11 protein-coding genes and 2 pseudogenes are annotated in these 15322 nt (G+C 73.2%); 10 read left to right on the top strand and 3 right to left on the bottom strand.

Annotated features, from left to right (window positions below; all coding sequences use genetic code 11):
* Window positions 1-2: 2 nt before the first annotated feature.
* Both E0D90_RS01370 and E0D90_RS01365 read right to left on the bottom strand, forming a co-directional pair.
* Window positions 3-1523 (bottom strand): ABC transporter permease, encoded by a 1521-nt coding sequence (locus tag E0D90_RS01370; protein WP_103502676.1) that lies wholly within the window; start codon window positions 1521-1523, stop codon window positions 3-5.
* A 162-nt stretch (window positions 1524-1685) separates the two neighbouring features.
* Entirely contained in the window at window positions 1686-3488 is a 1803-nt protein-coding gene (locus E0D90_RS01365; RefSeq protein WP_130796318.1) for an ABC transporter substrate-binding protein, read from the bottom strand.
* Window positions 3489-3878: 390 nt separating this feature from the next.
* On the opposite strand from E0D90_RS01365, the pseudogene E0D90_RS01360 reads away from it, so the two are divergent.
* From E0D90_RS01360 to E0D90_RS01315, 10 genes and pseudogenes are all read left to right on the top strand, one after another.
* Window positions 3879-4385, top strand: a pseudogene (locus E0D90_RS01360) (DUF2617 family protein); the annotation flags it as partial.
* A 556-nt stretch (window positions 4386-4941) separates the two neighbouring features.
* Window positions 4942-5736: pseudogene (locus E0D90_RS27570) on the top strand (spermidine synthase); the annotation flags it as partial.
* Between the two features lie 204 nt (window positions 5737-5940).
* The gene (locus E0D90_RS01350; protein ID WP_130796316.1) at window positions 5941-6969 is read left to right on the top strand and encodes an SRPBCC domain-containing protein; all 1029 of its coding nucleotides are present in this window, start codon (window positions 5941-5943) and stop codon (window positions 6967-6969) included.
* Between the two features lie 69 nt (window positions 6970-7038).
* Window positions 7039-7899 carry an aldose epimerase family protein gene (locus tag E0D90_RS01345; RefSeq protein ID WP_227869910.1) on the top strand — a complete coding sequence of 287 codons (861 nt, stop codon included), beginning with the start codon at window positions 7039-7041 and terminating at the stop codon, window positions 7897-7899.
* Window positions 7900-8008: 109 nt separating this feature from the next.
* Window positions 8009-8545 carry an orotate phosphoribosyltransferase gene (pyrE, locus tag E0D90_RS01340; RefSeq protein WP_130796315.1) on the top strand — a complete coding sequence of 179 codons (537 nt, stop codon included), beginning with the start codon at window positions 8009-8011 and terminating at the stop codon, window positions 8543-8545.
* Between the two features lie 290 nt (window positions 8546-8835).
* On the top strand, window positions 8836-9858 hold the full coding sequence (gene fbaA, locus E0D90_RS01335; RefSeq protein ID WP_103504658.1) for a class II fructose-bisphosphate aldolase: 1023 nt from the start codon (window positions 8836-8838) through the stop codon (window positions 9856-9858).
* Between the two features lie 283 nt (window positions 9859-10141).
* Window positions 10142-10564 carry a DUF3151 domain-containing protein gene (locus E0D90_RS01330; RefSeq protein ID WP_103504659.1) on the top strand — a complete coding sequence of 141 codons (423 nt, stop codon included), beginning with the start codon at window positions 10142-10144 and terminating at the stop codon, window positions 10562-10564.
* A 353-nt stretch (window positions 10565-10917) separates the two neighbouring features.
* Window positions 10918-11760 (top strand): tryptophan 2,3-dioxygenase family protein, encoded by an 843-nt coding sequence (locus E0D90_RS01325; protein ID WP_103501204.1) that lies wholly within the window; start codon window positions 10918-10920, stop codon window positions 11758-11760.
* On the top strand, window positions 11753-13054 hold the full coding sequence (gene kynU / locus E0D90_RS01320) for a kynureninase (RefSeq protein WP_130796314.1): 1302 nt from the start codon (window positions 11753-11755) through the stop codon (window positions 13052-13054). Before E0D90_RS01325 ends, kynU begins: the two co-directional genes overlap by 8 nt.
* 232 nt (window positions 13055-13286) lie before the next feature.
* Complete coding sequence (locus E0D90_RS01315; RefSeq protein WP_130796335.1) at window positions 13287-14006, top strand: alpha/beta hydrolase family protein; 720 nt, start codon at window positions 13287-13289, stop codon at window positions 14004-14006.
* Here the strand turns inward: E0D90_RS01315 and E0D90_RS01310 are convergent.
* Window positions 13945-15322, bottom strand: a 1378-nt coding sequence (locus E0D90_RS01310; RefSeq protein WP_227869908.1) for a class F sortase, incomplete at its 5' end; no start/stop codon positions are given. The two genes, E0D90_RS01315 and E0D90_RS01310, sit on opposite strands and share 62 nt — an antisense overlap.

Below are 15322 nucleotides of genomic sequence, written 5' to 3'. Positions count from 1 at the left end.
TGTCAGGACAGCCGGATACGCGGGTCGAGGAAGGCATAGGCGATGTCCGCGATCATGTTGAAGATCACGATCGCGCCGCCTGCCACCAGGAAGAACGCCATGATCGGCATGGGGTCGCCCTGCTCGATGCCGTCGAAGAGCAGCACACCCATCGCCTTCCAGCCGAACACCCGCTCGGTGACGACCGCGCCACCGATCAGGGTGCCGATGTCGTAGGCGGTGAGCGTGGTGATGGGGATCATGCCGTTGCGCAGCGCGTGGCGGGTGATCACCGCCCGCTCGGTCAGGCCCTTGGCACGCGCGGTGCGCACGTAGTCCTGGTTCATCACCTCGAGCATGCTGGCGCGGGTGTAGCGGGTGTAGCCCGCCAGGGAGACCAGCACCAGGGCCAGGGTGGGCAGCAGCAGGTGCCCGGCGGAGTCGAGGGTGTGCTCCCAGAAGGTTCCCTCGAAGTTCGGGGTGGACGGGCCGATCGTGGAGATCGGGCGGCCGCGGATCCGGCTGTGCGCCGAGTAGTCGGCGAAGGACTGCATCACGCGGTCGGTGAAGATCACGCCCGCGGTGAACAGGCCGGTGAAGACGGCGGCCGGGATCGCCTGCCGGCGGTACAGCTCGCCGCCGAAGAACCAGCCGAGGCCGGCGCAGACGGCGACGGTGATCAGGGTGAGGACCAGCAGCGTGGCGATGTTGGGGTCGTCCAGCAGCGGGGCGAGCACCACGGCGCAGACGATGCCGATCGCGGCCGCGCTCAGCGCGGCCCGCATCGGCGGGCTCTTCCACTCCAGGCCGCTGACCAGGGTGGTGAAGGCGACGGCACCGGCGATCGAGGTCAGGGCGATCACGAAGATGCCCAGGCCCGGCTCGGCGAACCAGCCGGTGGCCGAGAGGACGGTCAGCAGGATCGCCATGACGACGGTCGTCACCGCGAAGGTGGTCCAGCGGGTGCGGCGGTCGGTGATCAGCAGGGCGCTGCAGGAGAGTCCCACGACGATCGACAGGATCGCGATGACCATCGCCGACAACGTCGGATCGGCCAGCCAGTTGTTGATCTCGATGGCGCCGTACTGCTTGAGCAGCGTGCCGACCCAGAACAGCGGCAGCGAGAAGCAGACGAAGGCGATGAAGGTGACGGTCTGGTCCAGCCCGCTGTACTGGCGGAGCGCGGAGATCACACCGATGGAGATGCCGAAGACGATGGCGAGGATCGTCGCCGCCGTCAGCAGCTGGATGGTGGCCGGGAACGCGGTGCCCAGCATCGTGTTGACGTCCTGGCCCTGGCGGTTGACACCGAGGTCACCGGTGATCGCACTGGTCAGCCAGAGCAGATAGCGGATCAGAACCGGTTTGTCGAGGTTCATCCGCTCGGTGATGGTCGCCATCGCCGCGTCCCGCTCGTTGTCGGGAAGCTGACGGGCCTCCTCCAGCGGGTCGTTGGCGTTGGCGGCCAGGACGAACATGACCGCGGTGGCGGCCAGGAACACCCATAGCGAGACGAAGAGCCGCCGCGCGATGAAGACGAGCATGGCGCTGACTCCTGAAGTTTCCGTGACAGAAGGAAGTTGGTACGCGGACGGGGCCGGGGGGTCTGTGAGGCCCCCCGGCCCCGCGCTATTGCGTGATGTGCCGTGCGGTGCGGCGGCGACGCGGTGGCCGACCGCCGTACTACTCAGCTGACTTCAGGAGTTTCACCGCGCCCAGAGCGGCATGTTCCACACGATGTCCGACTGCGCCGGGTTGGGGACGACGTTCTGCACGTCATCGGCCCAGGCGGCCATGCCGGGGTGGTTGAAGAGCGGCACCGAGACACCGTCGGACCACAGGATGGAGGAGATCTCGCTGATCAGCTCGACCTTCTCGTCCTCGTCCGCGGCCTCGAGCACCTGCTCCAGGAGGGCGTCCAGGTCGGCGTTGGAGTAGCAGCCGTTGTTGTTGCCCTTGCCGGAGGCGGAGCACTCGTCCGGGGTGGAGTAGGTGGAGTTCCAGCCGGCGATGACGGCGGAGCCGGACCAGCCGGCCATGGCGACGTCGTAGCGGTTGGTGTACATGGCGCCGTCCTGCGCGAAGAAGTCGCCGTGGGCCTCGAAGTCGACCTCGAAGCCGGCCTCGTCACAGGCGTCCTTGATCAGCTGGCCCTGGGCGTTGCGCCGCGGGTTGTCCAGCGTCCGCAGACGGATCTCGGTGCCGACCGCGTCCTCGTCCTCAAGGATCTCGCGGGCGCCGTCGATGTCCTGCTCGGCGAACTCGGCGGGCAGCGAGGCGTCGACGACAGCGTCGTAGTACGGGTCCAGCGGGTGGGCCACGACGGAGTTGCGGACCTCGGCCTCGGGGTCGACCGGGCGGATCAGGTTCTCGACCAGGGTCTCGCGCGGCAGGCACTTCATGAAGGCCTCACGCAGCGGCAGGCTCTCGGAGAACGGGCCGCTCTCGAAGTTGAAGGTCGCGTGCTCGTAGAGGTACTGGTCGTAGACCTCGACCTCGACGCCGCTCAGCGACTCCAGCTGGTTCTTCAGGTCGACCGACGGCTGCGGGGCCATGATGTCGATCTCGCCGTTCTGCAGCGCCTGCGCCTGGGCGTCCTGCGCGATGTAGCGGAAGACGACCTCGTCGGCGGCGGCCGGGGTGCCCCAGTACTCGGTGTTGGGGACCAGGGTCAGCTGCTCGCCGGCGTCGTAGGAGCCGACGGTGAACGGGCCGGAGGAGGGGATCAGGGCCTCGTCGGGCAGGGCGCCGTCGATGATCCAGCCGGTCTTGAAGAAGTCGATGGCCTCGGCGAGGGCGTCCTCGGCCTCCTCGATGCCGCCGTGCTCACGGGCGTTGTGCGGGGTGGAGTAGTCCCACTCGACGGCCTTGATGATGTCGATCAGCTCGTCGGCGCTGTCGAGGCCACCCTGCTCGGCGACCACGTGCGCGGGCTGGATGGAGTTGTTGCCGTGGCCGGGGCCGGCGGCCTCCCAGTCCACGTACGGGGTCAGGTACTCGATCGTGAATTCCTTGTCGCCCGCGTTGCAGTCGGGCATCTTGGTGTCCTCAATGCCACCCGTGCCCGGGGTCGACCAGTCGAGGTAGCCACCCTGCTGCGTCCACCACAGCAGCGCGTCGACACAGTCGATCGGGGTGCCGTCCGACCAGGCGGCGTCCTCGTGGAAGGTGTACGTGACCGTCAGCGGGTCCTCGTTGACGACCTCGTAGCTGCCGAAGTCCTCGTTCGGGGTGATCTCGCCACCCTCACCGAAGTACCAGAAACCGGTGGTGACGTGGTACGTGGCGACGGAGTTGGCGGACAGGTTGCCGTCCGACGTGGTGGCGTTCCACGTCGTCCACTCCTGCTCGTAGCCGAGGGTGATGGTGCCGCCCCCGCCACCGTCGCTCTGCGCGCCGTCGTCGCTGCTGCCATTGCCGTCGCCGTTGTCGCTGCCGCATGCGGTGAGGACAAGAGCCCCACCCACCGCGGCTGCGACCAGCTTCGACTTCGTGCCGAAACGGGTCATCTTCGGGCCTTCCACGCTGTGATGACTTCGGGTGTGAAGTTTCGGAGAGCTTCGTCACTCCCGAGCGTGCTCACAAGGCCGATCGGATGACCGTTGTGCAGACGAGACTCAAGGCAGGCTGAGCTGTGACCAAAATAGGGGTTGAAAAGCTCCGCAACCGGACATTCGGTGGTGGTGATGTAACGATCTACGTGCGTAGTCGTTCGCAATCCGGGCGAGTGGAGAGCGTCCGGGGGGTGAACATCTGAGCCCCCCTGACCCCGGGGGGATGGAAACCCCGGCAACTTGGGCGAAAACGCTGTAGTGGCAAGGCTTTTCGTGGTTCGGTTGAGTAGCGAGTCCGGCAAGCCCCGGGCCACACTCTCACTGCGTGCATGCGGGAGCTTACCCATGCTCACCACCATCGATACCGCCTACTCCGACACCAGGGCCGCCGACCTTGCCTGGGCCCTCGGCCGGGAACCACAGCCGTCCCTGGCCACGCTCGACCTCGAACTGGACGGGGCACAGGTGCAGTTGCGCGTCCTCGGCGCCTCGCACCAGGTGCTGCTCCGCTGCCGCGGCGCCACCTGCTCGGAGACCGTCGCCTGCATGCCCGGCAGCCGCACCCCGCTGCCGCTGGGCGTCTCCAAGCGGATCGGCGACATCGAGTACGAGTTCGCCGCCCGGGTCGAGACCCTCAGCCCGGGGTCGTTCTCCGGCCGGGCCCAGGAACTGCTGGCCCTGGTGGCCGACCACCCCCACGGGCTGGCCGCCACCTTCCCCGGCGCCCCGGACGCCTTCACCGCCCTGCTGGCACACCGCCACGAGGGCCAGGTGCACTGGCGGACCTGGCACTCCTACCCGCAGGAGGGCCGCCTGGTCGCGACCCGCACCCGGGTCGCGGTACGCGAACGCGAACCGGAGGCACGGGACCCGTGCTCGGCGCGTGCGGCCGGCGCGACTCCCGCCACGGCTGTCGACGGCGAGGACGGCGTCCACCGGGCCCACCGGGCCCACCGGGCCGTCGCGGCCGAACTCGTCGCCGGCGCCGGTGCCAACGCCGCCACCGGCGCGGTGGACACCGCGCTGCGCTGAAGGACGGCGGGCTGCGCCTGGCCGGTGGCGGGCGGCCGGTGGTGGGCGGCGGGCGGTCTGGCCGGGACCGGCGGGCCGCGGCCCCCCCGGGAGAGCTCAGGGCGGCCCCTGTGCGCTCCGTGGGCGGCTTCGGAGCGACCGCCTGCCGGGGCGTCCGGGAGGGGCCCGCACGGCAGCCCCCAGCAGCCGTCCGCACGTGCGAGCCGAAGCCCAACTCCACTCCTGAGGGTGACGTTTCCGGTGCTGCGGGTCACGTAGCGTTCCCGGCATGACCGACCCCATCGAGGCCCTCGCCGGAGGCTCCGGAACCATAGGCCGCCTGGCCCCCGGCGGCCCCGGAGTGGTCGCCGGGGGCGCACCCGGCCGTTCCCGTGCCGTGTCCGGCCGTTCCCGTGCCGCGTCCGTCCCCCGGCCCGACCGCGCCGAGCCGGCCGGCGGCGGTGGCGCCGCCCCGGAACCGCCGCTCTCCGGCCGGCTCCCGGTCCCCGACGGCACGGGCCGCTTCCTCGTGCTGCTCGCTGTCTTCGTCTGCGCCGCCTGCGGGCTGGTCTACGAGCTGACGCTGATCGCGGTGGCGGACCACCTGGTGGGCGACACCGTCACCCAGACCTCGGTCGTCCTCTCCCTCATGGTCTTCGCGATGGGCATCGGGTCACTCGCCGCCAAGCGGATGCGGCGGCGCGCCTCCTTCAGCTTCGGGCTGATCGAGGCGCTGCTCGCCCTCGTCGGCGGCACCTCCACCATGGTGCTCTTCGCCGCCCACCTGTGGTTCGGCGAGATCCGCCCGGTGCTCTTCGGCTTCGCGCTCGCCATCGGCTTTCTCATCGGCATGGAGATGCCGCTGCTGATGACGCTCATCCAGCGCATCCGCCGGCAGGACCCGGGCGGCGCGGTCGCCGACCTCTCCGCAGCCGACTACGTCGGCGCGCTCCTCGGCGGGCTCGCCTTCCCCTTTCTCCTGCTGCCGCATCTGGGGCAGCTCAACGCCTCGCTGCTGATCGGGGTGGTCAACGCCTTCGCCGGTGGCGCCGTGGTCCTGTGGCTCTTCCGGCGTGATCTCGGCCGCCGGCCCCGGGCGGTGCTGCTGGCGTTCAGCGCCGCCGTCGTCGCCACGCTGGTCGGGGCGATGGCCCTCGGGGGCTCGCTGGACGAGGCGGTGACCCGCACGGTGCAGGAGGCGGAGGCCGACGCGACCGCCGAACCGCCGCACCCCGGGCCGGAGGAGGCGGACCGGACGGCCATCGCCGCGTCCGCCGCCGCCGTACCGGCCGTGGTGCCCGCCGCCGTCTGCTGAACGGGACGCGATGCGCGACAGACCCGGGCAATTGCGCCGTGCCCCCCACGTGTGACGACTCCCAGTGGGTAGGCTCCGCCCATGGAGCACGAGATCTATGTCCCGTTCTCGGCCACCGTGGTGCGCGCCGCGCTCGCCGAGCAGGAGCGCATCGCCCGCTGTGTCCCCGGATTCCAGGTCGAGCCGGGTGACGACCCGGACGCTCTCGCCGGCCGGCTGCGGCTGCGGATCGGCGGCTCCACCATCACCTATCGCGGCACCGTGGCCCTCGCCGGGCGCGGTGAGGGGCTGGAGGTCGACGCCGCCGGCACCGAGGCGCGCGGCAACGGCACCGTCCGGTTGCGGCTGACCGTCGTCCCCCGCCCGGTCGAGGACGGCTCGGGCACGACCCTGTCGTACACCGGCAGTGTGGAGGCGAAGGGGCGGCTCGCGGAACTGGACGCCAAGCAGCGGGAGACCGCCGCGCGGCGCCTGCTGGATCGTTTCACCGAGGCACTGGTCGGCGAGATCTCCGCCGCCGCGCCGGCCGCCCCCAACCGGGCGGACGACGACGAGCCGGCCATCCCCGGCATCCCCGGCCCGGCCGAGCGCGGCACGGACGGACGCGCGTCGGACGCCACCGAGGAGACCGACGGCACCGACACGGCCGAGGGCACCGACGCGGGCCCGGCGGACGACGCGACCGCCGGCGAGCAGGACGCGGAGAACGACCCCGACCCCGAGCCGGACCTCGGTGCCGAGCTGGCCGCCGACCGCCCGCAGGGGACCGGAGACCATGAGGACGCCGCCCCCTCCGCGCCGGCCGAGCCCGCTTCCCCCGGCCGGGACCACCTCGACGGCCCGCACACACCGGAGGACGCGGACGACCTCGTCGACCCGGTCGAGGCCCAGCCGCCGTACGCCCCCGAGGCCGATCTGGCCCGTCGGACCATGATCGGACGCAGCGCGGAGGAGGTCGACCACGCCCCGCCGCGCGGCCGGTACGCCCCGCAGCCCGCGCCCGGCGGCGCCAACGCCGCGCGAGCCACGCTGCGTTGGGCGGCGCCCGCCGCCGCCATCGCGGTCGCCGGGGCCGTGGCCATCGGCCGGGTCATCCGCCGCCGCCGCTGACTCCGCACCGCCCCCGGGAACCACCCGTCCGCCGTCGCGGCGACGGCCCCGGCGGACTATCGTCGTGCTGTGACTCTCCATGACGCCGCCAAACCCGACGTGACCGGCACCGACGACCGCGCCGTGCGGCTGCGTGCCGGCGACGCCGAGGTGACCGTGCTGCCCGACGAGGGCTGCCGGCTCGGCTCGGTGACGGTCGGCGGGACCGAACTCCTGGTGCGTGGGCGCGGGTTCGGTTCGTTCGTGATGGCGCCGTGGTGCGGGCGCACCGGTGGCGGCGTCTTCCGTGACGGCGGCCGGACGCACCGGTTGCCGAAGGACGCGGGTGATCACGCCATCCACGGCACCGTCCGCCACCAGGCGTGGGAGACGGTGAGCCGTTCCGACGACGGGCGGAGCGCGGCGTTCGTGGTGGACCTCGCCGAACCGTGGCCCTACCGCGGCCGGGTCACGCAGCTGGTCGAGCTGGCCGAGGACGGCGGCGGGCTGACGCTGACCCTGGGCGTGGAGACGCTCGGCGACTCCTTCCCCGCCCAGGCGGGCTGGCACCCGTGGTTCCCGCGCCGGCTCAGCGCCGACGGCAAGGACGTGGAGATCGACTTCGACCCGGCCGGGCAGCTGGTGCGCGCGGACGGGCTGGCCACCACCACCGTCGTGGAGCCGGGCCCCGGCCCGTGGGACGACTGCTTCACGATGCCCGACGGCGTGGACGTCACCCTGCGGTGGCCGGATGAGCTGACCCTGCGGGTCGCGAGCCGCGCCGAGTGGGTGGTGGTCTACGACGAGCAGGACCACGCCGTGTGTGTCGAGCCACAGTCCGGCCCGCCGAACGGGCTCAACACCCACCCCCGGCTGGTCACCCGGATCGACCCGCTGGAGATCGCCACCACCTGGAGTTGGGCCCGGCACAACGGCGTTGACACCCCCTGACCAGCGCTGCCGCCGGCCTTGCCACCGCCCTGCGGGCGGCCCGGCGCGGGCGGTCCCGCCGCGCGCCCGCCGGGGAGCGGCGCGCGCCCATCGCCTAGGCTCTGGCCGCATGAGCGTGCGTGACGAGCTGCTGCGGCAGATCCAGGACAAGGCCGTGGTTCACGGCCGGGTGACCCTTTCCTCCGGCCTGGAGGCCGACTACTACATCGATCTGCGGCGGATCACCCTCGACGCGCAGGCCGCGCCACTGGTGGGCCGGGCCATGCTCGACGCGACGGCGGACCTGGAGTACGACGCGGTCGGCGGCCTCACCCTGGGCGCCGACCCGGTGGCCACCTCGATGCTGCACGTGGCCGCCGCCGAGGGCCGGAAGCTCGACGCCTTCGTGGTCCGCAAGGCGCAGAAGGCTCACGGCATGCAGCGCCGGATCGAGGGGCCGGACATCGCCGGGCGCCGGGTGCTGGTGGTCGAGGACACCTCCACCACCGGCGGTTCGCCGCTGACCGCCGTCGAGGCGCTGCGGGAGGCGGGCGCCGAGGTGGTGGCGGTCGCCGTCATCGTCGAGCGCGGCGCCGCTCCGGCGATGGCCGAGGCGGGTCTGGAGTACCGGCAGGTGTTCGGCCTCCCCGAGCTGGGCCTGGGCTGACCGGCGGCACCCGCCGCCCGCCGCCGCACGCCCGCCCACAGCGTTCGGACAACGCGCGCCGGGGCGCGCCCGGGAGGGCCGCGCCGGAGTGCGATCCGGGCCGGGCTGACCTCCGGCGGCCGGTCTGGGAAGATGGGCCTGGCTTGGACGACGCTGAGGTCGTCCCGTGGCCCAGGACGCCGGTGGTCGGGCGCGCGTACGCGTACCAGCCTCATCCAGGCAGGCGCGTGTGTGTGCGACGTCCCGGGCCGACCCGCACAAGTGCACCGGTACACCCCAAGGAGCGGACGATGCCCATCGCGACCCCCGAGGTCTACAACGAGATGCTCGACCGGGCGAAGGCAGGCAGGTTCGCCTACCCCGCCATCAACGTCACCTCGACGCAGACGCTGCACGCCGCGCTGCGCGGCTTCGCCGAGGCGGAGAGCGACGGCATCGTCCAGATCTCCACCGGCGGTGCCGAGTTCCTCGGTGGCCAGTACGACAAGGAGATGGTCACCGGTTCGGTCGCCCTCGCCGAGTTCGCGCACGTCGTCGCGAAGAAGTACCCGGTCAACATCGCGCTGCACACCGACCACTGCCCGAAGGACAAGCTGGACGGCTACGTCCGTCCGCTGCTGGCCGTCTCCCGGGAGCGCGTCGAGCGCGGTGAGAACCCGCTGTTCCAGTCGCACATGTGGGACGGCTCGGCGGAGACGCTGGCCGACAACCTGGAGATCGGCAGGGAGCTGCTGGCGCTGGCCGCCGCCGCCCGGATCATCCTGGAGGTCGAGATCACCCCGACCGGTGGCGAGGAGGACGGCGTCACCCACGAGATCAACGACGAGCTGTACACCACCGTCGACGACGCGCTGCGCACCGCCGAGGCGCTGGGCCTGGGCGAGCACGGCCGCTACCTGCTGGCCGCCTCCTTCGGCAACGTGCACGGTGTCTACAAGCCGGGCAACGTGGTGCTCCGTCCCGAGCTGCTGAAGGACCTCCAGGAGGGCGTCGGCGCCAAGTACGGCAAGCAGGAGCCGTTCGACTTCGTCTTCCACGGCGGTTCCGGCTCCACCGCCGAGGAGATCGCCACCGCGCTGGAGAACGGTGTGGTCAAGATGAACCTCGACACCGACACCCAGTACGCCTTCACCCGCCCCGTCGCCGACCACATGCTGCGCAACTACGCGGGCGTGCTGAAGGTCGACGGCGAGGTCGGCGACAAGAAGACGTACGACCCGCGCAGCTGGGGCAAGCTGGCCGAGGGCTCGATGGCCGCGCGCGTCACCAGCGCCTGCGCCGACCTGCGCTCCACCGGTACCCGCCTGAAGTAGTACGCGGGCGGGTGAACGGGAGCGCTGGAGCGCGCGCCCACCGGCGCGAGCCGGGCGCCCGCCCGCCGTGTGTATCGCGTCCCGAGGGCGGGCCGTTGCCGGATCACCGGTACCGGCCCGCCCTTCCGCACGTCAGGGCGGTCAGGGCGCTCGCCGTCACCGGCGGTTCCCGCGCCACCGCGAGGCGTCGCGGGGCGCCGAGGGGTGCCCGGGACGGCCACTTCCGGCCGGAACTCCCGGCCTCCCGGCCCGCCCGGCGGCCCGGAGCAGGCAGACTGGAACCATGTCCATGCACGAGAACCTGCTCGGGGGACCGCCCCCGACCCACCTGCCCGACGACCCGGAACCCCGCGAGATGCTCGCCGGCGGCACCCAGCCGTCGGACGTCGCCGCCCGCTTCCCCTCCTCCTCGCTCGCCTGGGCCCAGCTCGCCGACGACGCGTTCGAGGCCGGCGACAACGTCGCCTCCTACGCGTACGCCCGCACGGGCTACCACCGCGGCCTGGACGCCCTGCGGCGCAGCGGCTGGAAGGGCCACGGCCCGGTGCCGTGGGAGCACGAGCCCAACCGCGGCTTCCTCCGCGCCCTGCACGCCCTCGCCCGCGCCGCCCAGGCGATCGGTGAGGACGAGGAGCAGCAGCGCTGCTGCATGTTCCTCAAGGACAGCTCGCCGACCGCCGCCGAGACGCTCTCCGGAACGTACTGACGGCGCGCGGCGCCCGCCGCGCCCCTCGGCGCCCGCCCTCCCGGCGGGCGCCGTTCGCGTTTCCACGCCACCGCGCCACCGCGCCGCCGCGCCACCGAGCGCCCCCGCCGTCCTGCCGCCCGCCGTGATCCCGCCGCGCGCCGGGCGGCGCCCCGCCCCCGCCTGCGGTGTCGCGTTCGCCACCCCGCCGGGTACCCGGCCCGCCGTGCCTTGCCGATCGGCGGCGCGCGACCGATGATTTCCCCAGGCCCCCGAACGCGGTCGCGGACGGGTGGACCTGAGGGGACCGGGGCCTCCAAGCCGGAAGGAAGGGGCGGACCGCTACCCGGTGGCAAGACTTCACGGAGACAGCGATGTCGCACCAGCCTGCGCCCACGGAGGCCGACCCGGGGTTGCCGAACCTCGACTTCCAGGGCACCACCCCCTACGAGGACTACGTCCAGGCGGAGGTCCTCACCCACCTCCAGCACCCCCGGTCCGACGATCCGGGCGAGATGGTCTTCCTGGTGACCACCCAGGTGATGGAACTGTGGTTCACCGTCATCGTCCACGAGTGGGAGACCGCCGCCGAGGCCCTGCGCCGCGACGACATCCCGGTCGCCCTGTCCGCGCTGCGCCGCTCCACCTGGGAGCTGGAGTCGCTCAACGCCTCGTGGAAGCCGATCGCCCACCTCACGCCCGCCCAGTTCAACGCCTACCGGGCCGCGCTCGGCGAGGGCTCCGGATTCCAGTCGGCGATGTACCGGCGGATGGAGTTCCTGCTCGGTGAGAAGTCCGCGTCGATGCTGGTCCCGCACCGGGGCGCGCCGCGCGTCCACGCCGAGCTGGAGAAGGCGCTGGCGCAGCCCAGCCTCTACGACGAGGTGCTGCGGCTGCTGCACCGGCGCGGGTTCGCCGTACCGGCGGCGGTCCTGGAACGCGAGCCGACCGCACGCCACGAGCCGCACCCGGAGGTCGAGGCCCTCTGGGCCGAGGTCTACCGGGGCGAGCAGGACGGCGAACTGGTCCGTCTCGGCGAGGGACTGACCGAGGTCGGCGAGCTGGTCTGGCGCTGGCGCAACGACCACCTGGTGGCCACCCGCCGCGCGATGGGCTCCAAGGTCGGCACCGGCGGTTCCGCCGGGGTGGCCTGGCTGGAGAAGCGGGCCCGCAAGAACGTCTTCCCCGAGCTCTGGACGGCCCGCAGCCATGTCTGAGACCACCCGGACCACCCAGACCCCCGGAGCCCCGGAAGCCGCCGTCGCGCCCTCGCCGGCGCCGTCGCGCCTGGCCGAGCGGGCGGCGGCGCTGGACGACGCCGACCCGCTGGCCGGCCTCCGGGCGGCCTTCGTCCTGGACGACACCGTCTACCTCGACGGCAACTCCCTCGGCGCGCTGCCGGCCGCCGTTCCCGCCCGGCTGGCCGACGTGGTCGCCCGCGAGTGGGGCGAACTGCGCATCCGATCCTGGACCGAGTCCGGCTGGTGGACCGCGCCGGAACGCGTCGGTGACCGGATCGCCCCCCTGGTCGGCGCGGGCCCCGGCCGGGTCGTCGTCGGCGACTCCACCAGCGTCAACATCTTCAAGGCGCTGGTCGCCGCCGTCCGTCTCGCCGACGCGGCGGAAGGGGCGGACGGGGATGACGGCGTGACGGAGTCGCCCGCGCGTGACGAGATCCTGGTGGACGCGGCGACCTTCCCCACCGACGGCTACATCGCCGCCTCCGCCGCGCGGCTCACCGGCCGCACGGTGCGCGCCGTCGCCATGGCCGACCTGGCGGCGGAGGTCGGCCCGCGCACCGCCGTGGTGCTGGCCAACCACGTCGACTACCGCTCCGGCGAGCTGTACGACCTGCCCGCGCTGACCGCCGCCGCGCATGCCGCCGGGGCTCTGATCGTCTGGGACCTCTGCCACAGCGCCGGTGCCCTCCCCGTCCAGCTGGACGCGGACGGCGCCGACTTCGCGGTCGGCTGCGGATACAAGTACCTCAACGGCGGTCCGGGCGCACCCGCGTTCCTCTATGTGCGGGGCGAACACCAGGGCCGGTTCGACTCGCCGCTGCCCGGCTGGAACTCGCACGCCGAGCCGTTCGCCATGGAGGCCGCGTACACCCCGGCGGAGGGCGCCGCGCGTGGCCGCGTCGGCACCCCCGACATCCTGTCGATGCTCGCCCTGGAGAGCGCGCTGGAGGTCTGGGACGGCGTCGACCCGCAGCAGGTGCGCGCCAAGAGCCTGGCGCTCACCGACTTCTTCCTGGAGTGCGTCTCGGCGCTGCTGCCGGACGGCGCGGTCAGCTGCGTGACGCCGCGCGAGCACGCCCGGCGCGGCAGCCAGGTCGCGCTGCGCTGCGAGGGAGCGCGGGAGGTCATGGCCGAGCTGATCCGGCGCGGTGTGGTCGGCGACTTCCGGCAGCCCGATGTGCTGCGGTTCGGCTTCACGCCGCTGTACACCTCGTTCGGTGACGCGCTGCGCGCCGCGACCGTCCTGGCGGCGGTGATCGACGAGCGGTAGCCGTGCGCCTCCGGCCCCGCCCGCCGGGGTGGGGCCGGAGGGCGGGGCCCGTGGCCCGGAGGCGGGCCGGCTGTGGCCCGGCCGCGTGAGGGCTGTCCGCCCGGGTACGCGACCGGGAGCGTGACGAACCAACGCCGGAAGGAGCAGCAGCGTGAACGGCGGAACGAGCGGGGGAGACCCCGCGCGGGGCAGCGGCACCGGAGTGCGCGAGACCGGCCAGGACGCGGCGGAGATGCGCGAGCTGACCCGGCTCGCCCCCGTGCTCCCGGACCGCACCGAGCGGTACGGGGACCACCCCTCCCAGCTCATCGACTTCCACGGCGAGGGCGACCCCCGGCTGGTCGTGCTGCACGGCGGGTTCTGGCGGGAGGCGTACGACCGCCGCCACCTGGCGCCGTTCGCGGGCGCGCTGGCCGGGCACGGCATCCCGGTGGCCCTCGTCGAGTACCGCAGGGTGGGCGGAGGCGGCGGCCACCCGGAGACCTTCGACGACATCGCCGCCGCGCTGACCCGCTTCGAGGAGCCGGTGGTCCTCGCCGGGCACTCCGCCGGAGGCCAGCTCGCCCTGTGGGCGGCCTCCCGCCACCCCGAGCGGGTCCACCACACGGTCGCGGTGGCGCCGGTCGCCGACCTGGAGCTGGCCGAACGGCTGGAGCTGGGCGGCGGCGCGGTCCGTGACTTCCTCGGGGAGGGTTGGCGCGAACTCCTCCCGGAGACGGACCCGTTGCGGCTTCCCGCACCGGCCGCGCCGGTCACGCTGGTGCACGGAACCAAGGACGCGCAGGTCCCGCTGGAACTGTCCCTGAACTACGCCGAGCGGCACCCCGGGCAGCTGCTGCGGCTGCCCGGGGTCGGCCACTACGCGCCGTTCCTGCCGGAGACCCCGGCGTTCACCACCCTGGCGCTGGCTCTCCGGAATCTGCTGGCGGAGCCTCCGGAGCGAGGTCGCTGACGGCGTCGCCGGCGCCGTCAGCGAAGACGTCACCGAACACGTCGCCGAGGACGTCACCGGGGGCGTGGGCGCCCTCGAAGGAGTCGAGGTGCCCGGTGAAGCCGTTGCCGAACTCGTCGCCGCCGAACGACTCCGGGAAGCCGTCGTTCGGGGTGGTGCCGTCCGGGCTGCCGAAACCCTCGGGCAGCGCGAAACCGTCCAGCTCGGTCAGGCTGCCGATGCCACCGAGCCGGCTGAACATCCCCGGGCCGGTGGCTCCGGGGGCGTCCGGTCCGGCGTCACCGCGCTCCCCCTCGGGGACGAACGGGTAGAACGGCAGGTCCAGCCCGTCGTCCACGGCGCCGTCGGTGTCCGGGGCGCCGTCGGCGTCGGGGGAGCCCCCGTCAGCGCCGGCGTCGCCGGAGGCGGGCGGTCCGGAACCGTCTCCGAGCCGGGCGTAGGCCACGATGTTGGCGTCGTAGCCGCCGTCGGCCGTCCACCGGCCGCCGCAGGTGATCAGCCGCAGCTGCGGGTCCTCGGTGGCTCCGTAGACACGGTCGTTGGGGAAGTCCTCCTTCGGGTACTGCTCGACCGTCTCCACGGTGAAGACGGCGGTGCTGCCGTCCTCACGGTCCACCTCGATCGTCCCGCCGGGCTCCAGCATCCCCAGCCCCGCGAACGCGGCCGGGCCGGTCAGGGTGTCGAGGTGGCCGACGATCAGCGAGGAGCCGTTCTCACCCGGGGAGACACCGCCCGCGTACCAGGCGGCGCGCATCGCGTCCTCCTCGGCCGGGCTCGGCGGGCCACCGTTCGGGTCCAGGTCGGCGCCGAACACCTCGACATCGATCCCGATCTGCGGCACCCGGATGCGGGTCGGGTCGGAGCGGTCCATGGCCGACCCGTCCACCTCGCCGTCCGGCGCGGCCGAACCGGTCTCCCCGGCGGCGGAAGCCTGTGCCTCCCGGTTCTGCGAGCCGGGCGTGGGCGCCACGGCCCCCACCAGCAGGCAGAGCAGCACCGAACCGGCGACGGCCGCCGCCTCCATGCGGCGACTGCGCGGCGCCAGCCGCTGCGGACGGGTGCGGGTGCGGTCCAGCTCGCGGCTGTGGGAGATCCGTCCACGCACCTGACGTGCCGCCGCCGGGAACCGGCTCCAGGGGAAGCGGCGCAGGGTGCGCAGCGCGGGCTGCGGCCAGGCCGCCACCCGGCGCACGGACGCCGGTACCCGGGGCCGCCGCCGTCCCGGCTGCGGCACGGACGCGGCGGGGGCGCTCGCGGGCGTGGCAGGGGCGTTCGTGGGCGTGGCGGGGTCCGCGTGGGGCCCTCCCTGCGCGCGG

Origin of the sequence: Streptomyces otsuchiensis (genome assembly GCF_004305975.1) — a bacterium.
Classification (GTDB): Bacteria; Actinomycetota; Actinomycetes; order Streptomycetales; family Streptomycetaceae; genus Streptomyces; species Streptomyces otsuchiensis.
Note: the sequence above shows the minus strand (reverse complement) of the source record. Positions and strands in the feature narration are given on the sequence as shown.

Bases quoted from the DNA above. Each gene is read 5' to 3' on its own strand.
- E0D90_RS01370 (WP_103502676.1), bottom strand. From the start codon at position 1,523: ATGCTCGTCTTCATCGCGCGGCGGCTCTTCGTCTCGCTATGGGTGTTC.
- E0D90_RS01365 (WP_130796318.1), bottom strand. From the start codon at position 3,488: ATGACCCGTTTCGGCACGAAGTCGAAGCTGGTCGCAGCCGCGGTGGGT.
- E0D90_RS01350 (WP_130796316.1), top strand. From the start codon at position 5,941: ATGGAGCACGAGATCTATGTCCCGTTCTCGGCCACCGTGGTGCGCGCC.
- pyrE (WP_130796315.1), top strand. From the start codon at position 8,009: ATGAGCGTGCGTGACGAGCTGCTGCGGCAGATCCAGGACAAGGCCGTG.
- fbaA (WP_103504658.1), top strand. From the start codon at position 8,836: ATGCCCATCGCGACCCCCGAGGTCTACAACGAGATGCTCGACCGGGCG.
- E0D90_RS01330 (WP_103504659.1), top strand. From the start codon at position 10,142: ATGTCCATGCACGAGAACCTGCTCGGGGGACCGCCCCCGACCCACCTG.
- E0D90_RS01325 (WP_103501204.1), top strand. From the start codon at position 10,918: ATGTCGCACCAGCCTGCGCCCACGGAGGCCGACCCGGGGTTGCCGAAC.
- kynU (WP_130796314.1), top strand. From the start codon at position 11,753: ATGTCTGAGACCACCCGGACCACCCAGACCCCCGGAGCCCCGGAAGCC.
- E0D90_RS01315 (WP_130796335.1), top strand. From the start codon at position 13,287: ATGCGCGAGCTGACCCGGCTCGCCCCCGTGCTCCCGGACCGCACCGAG.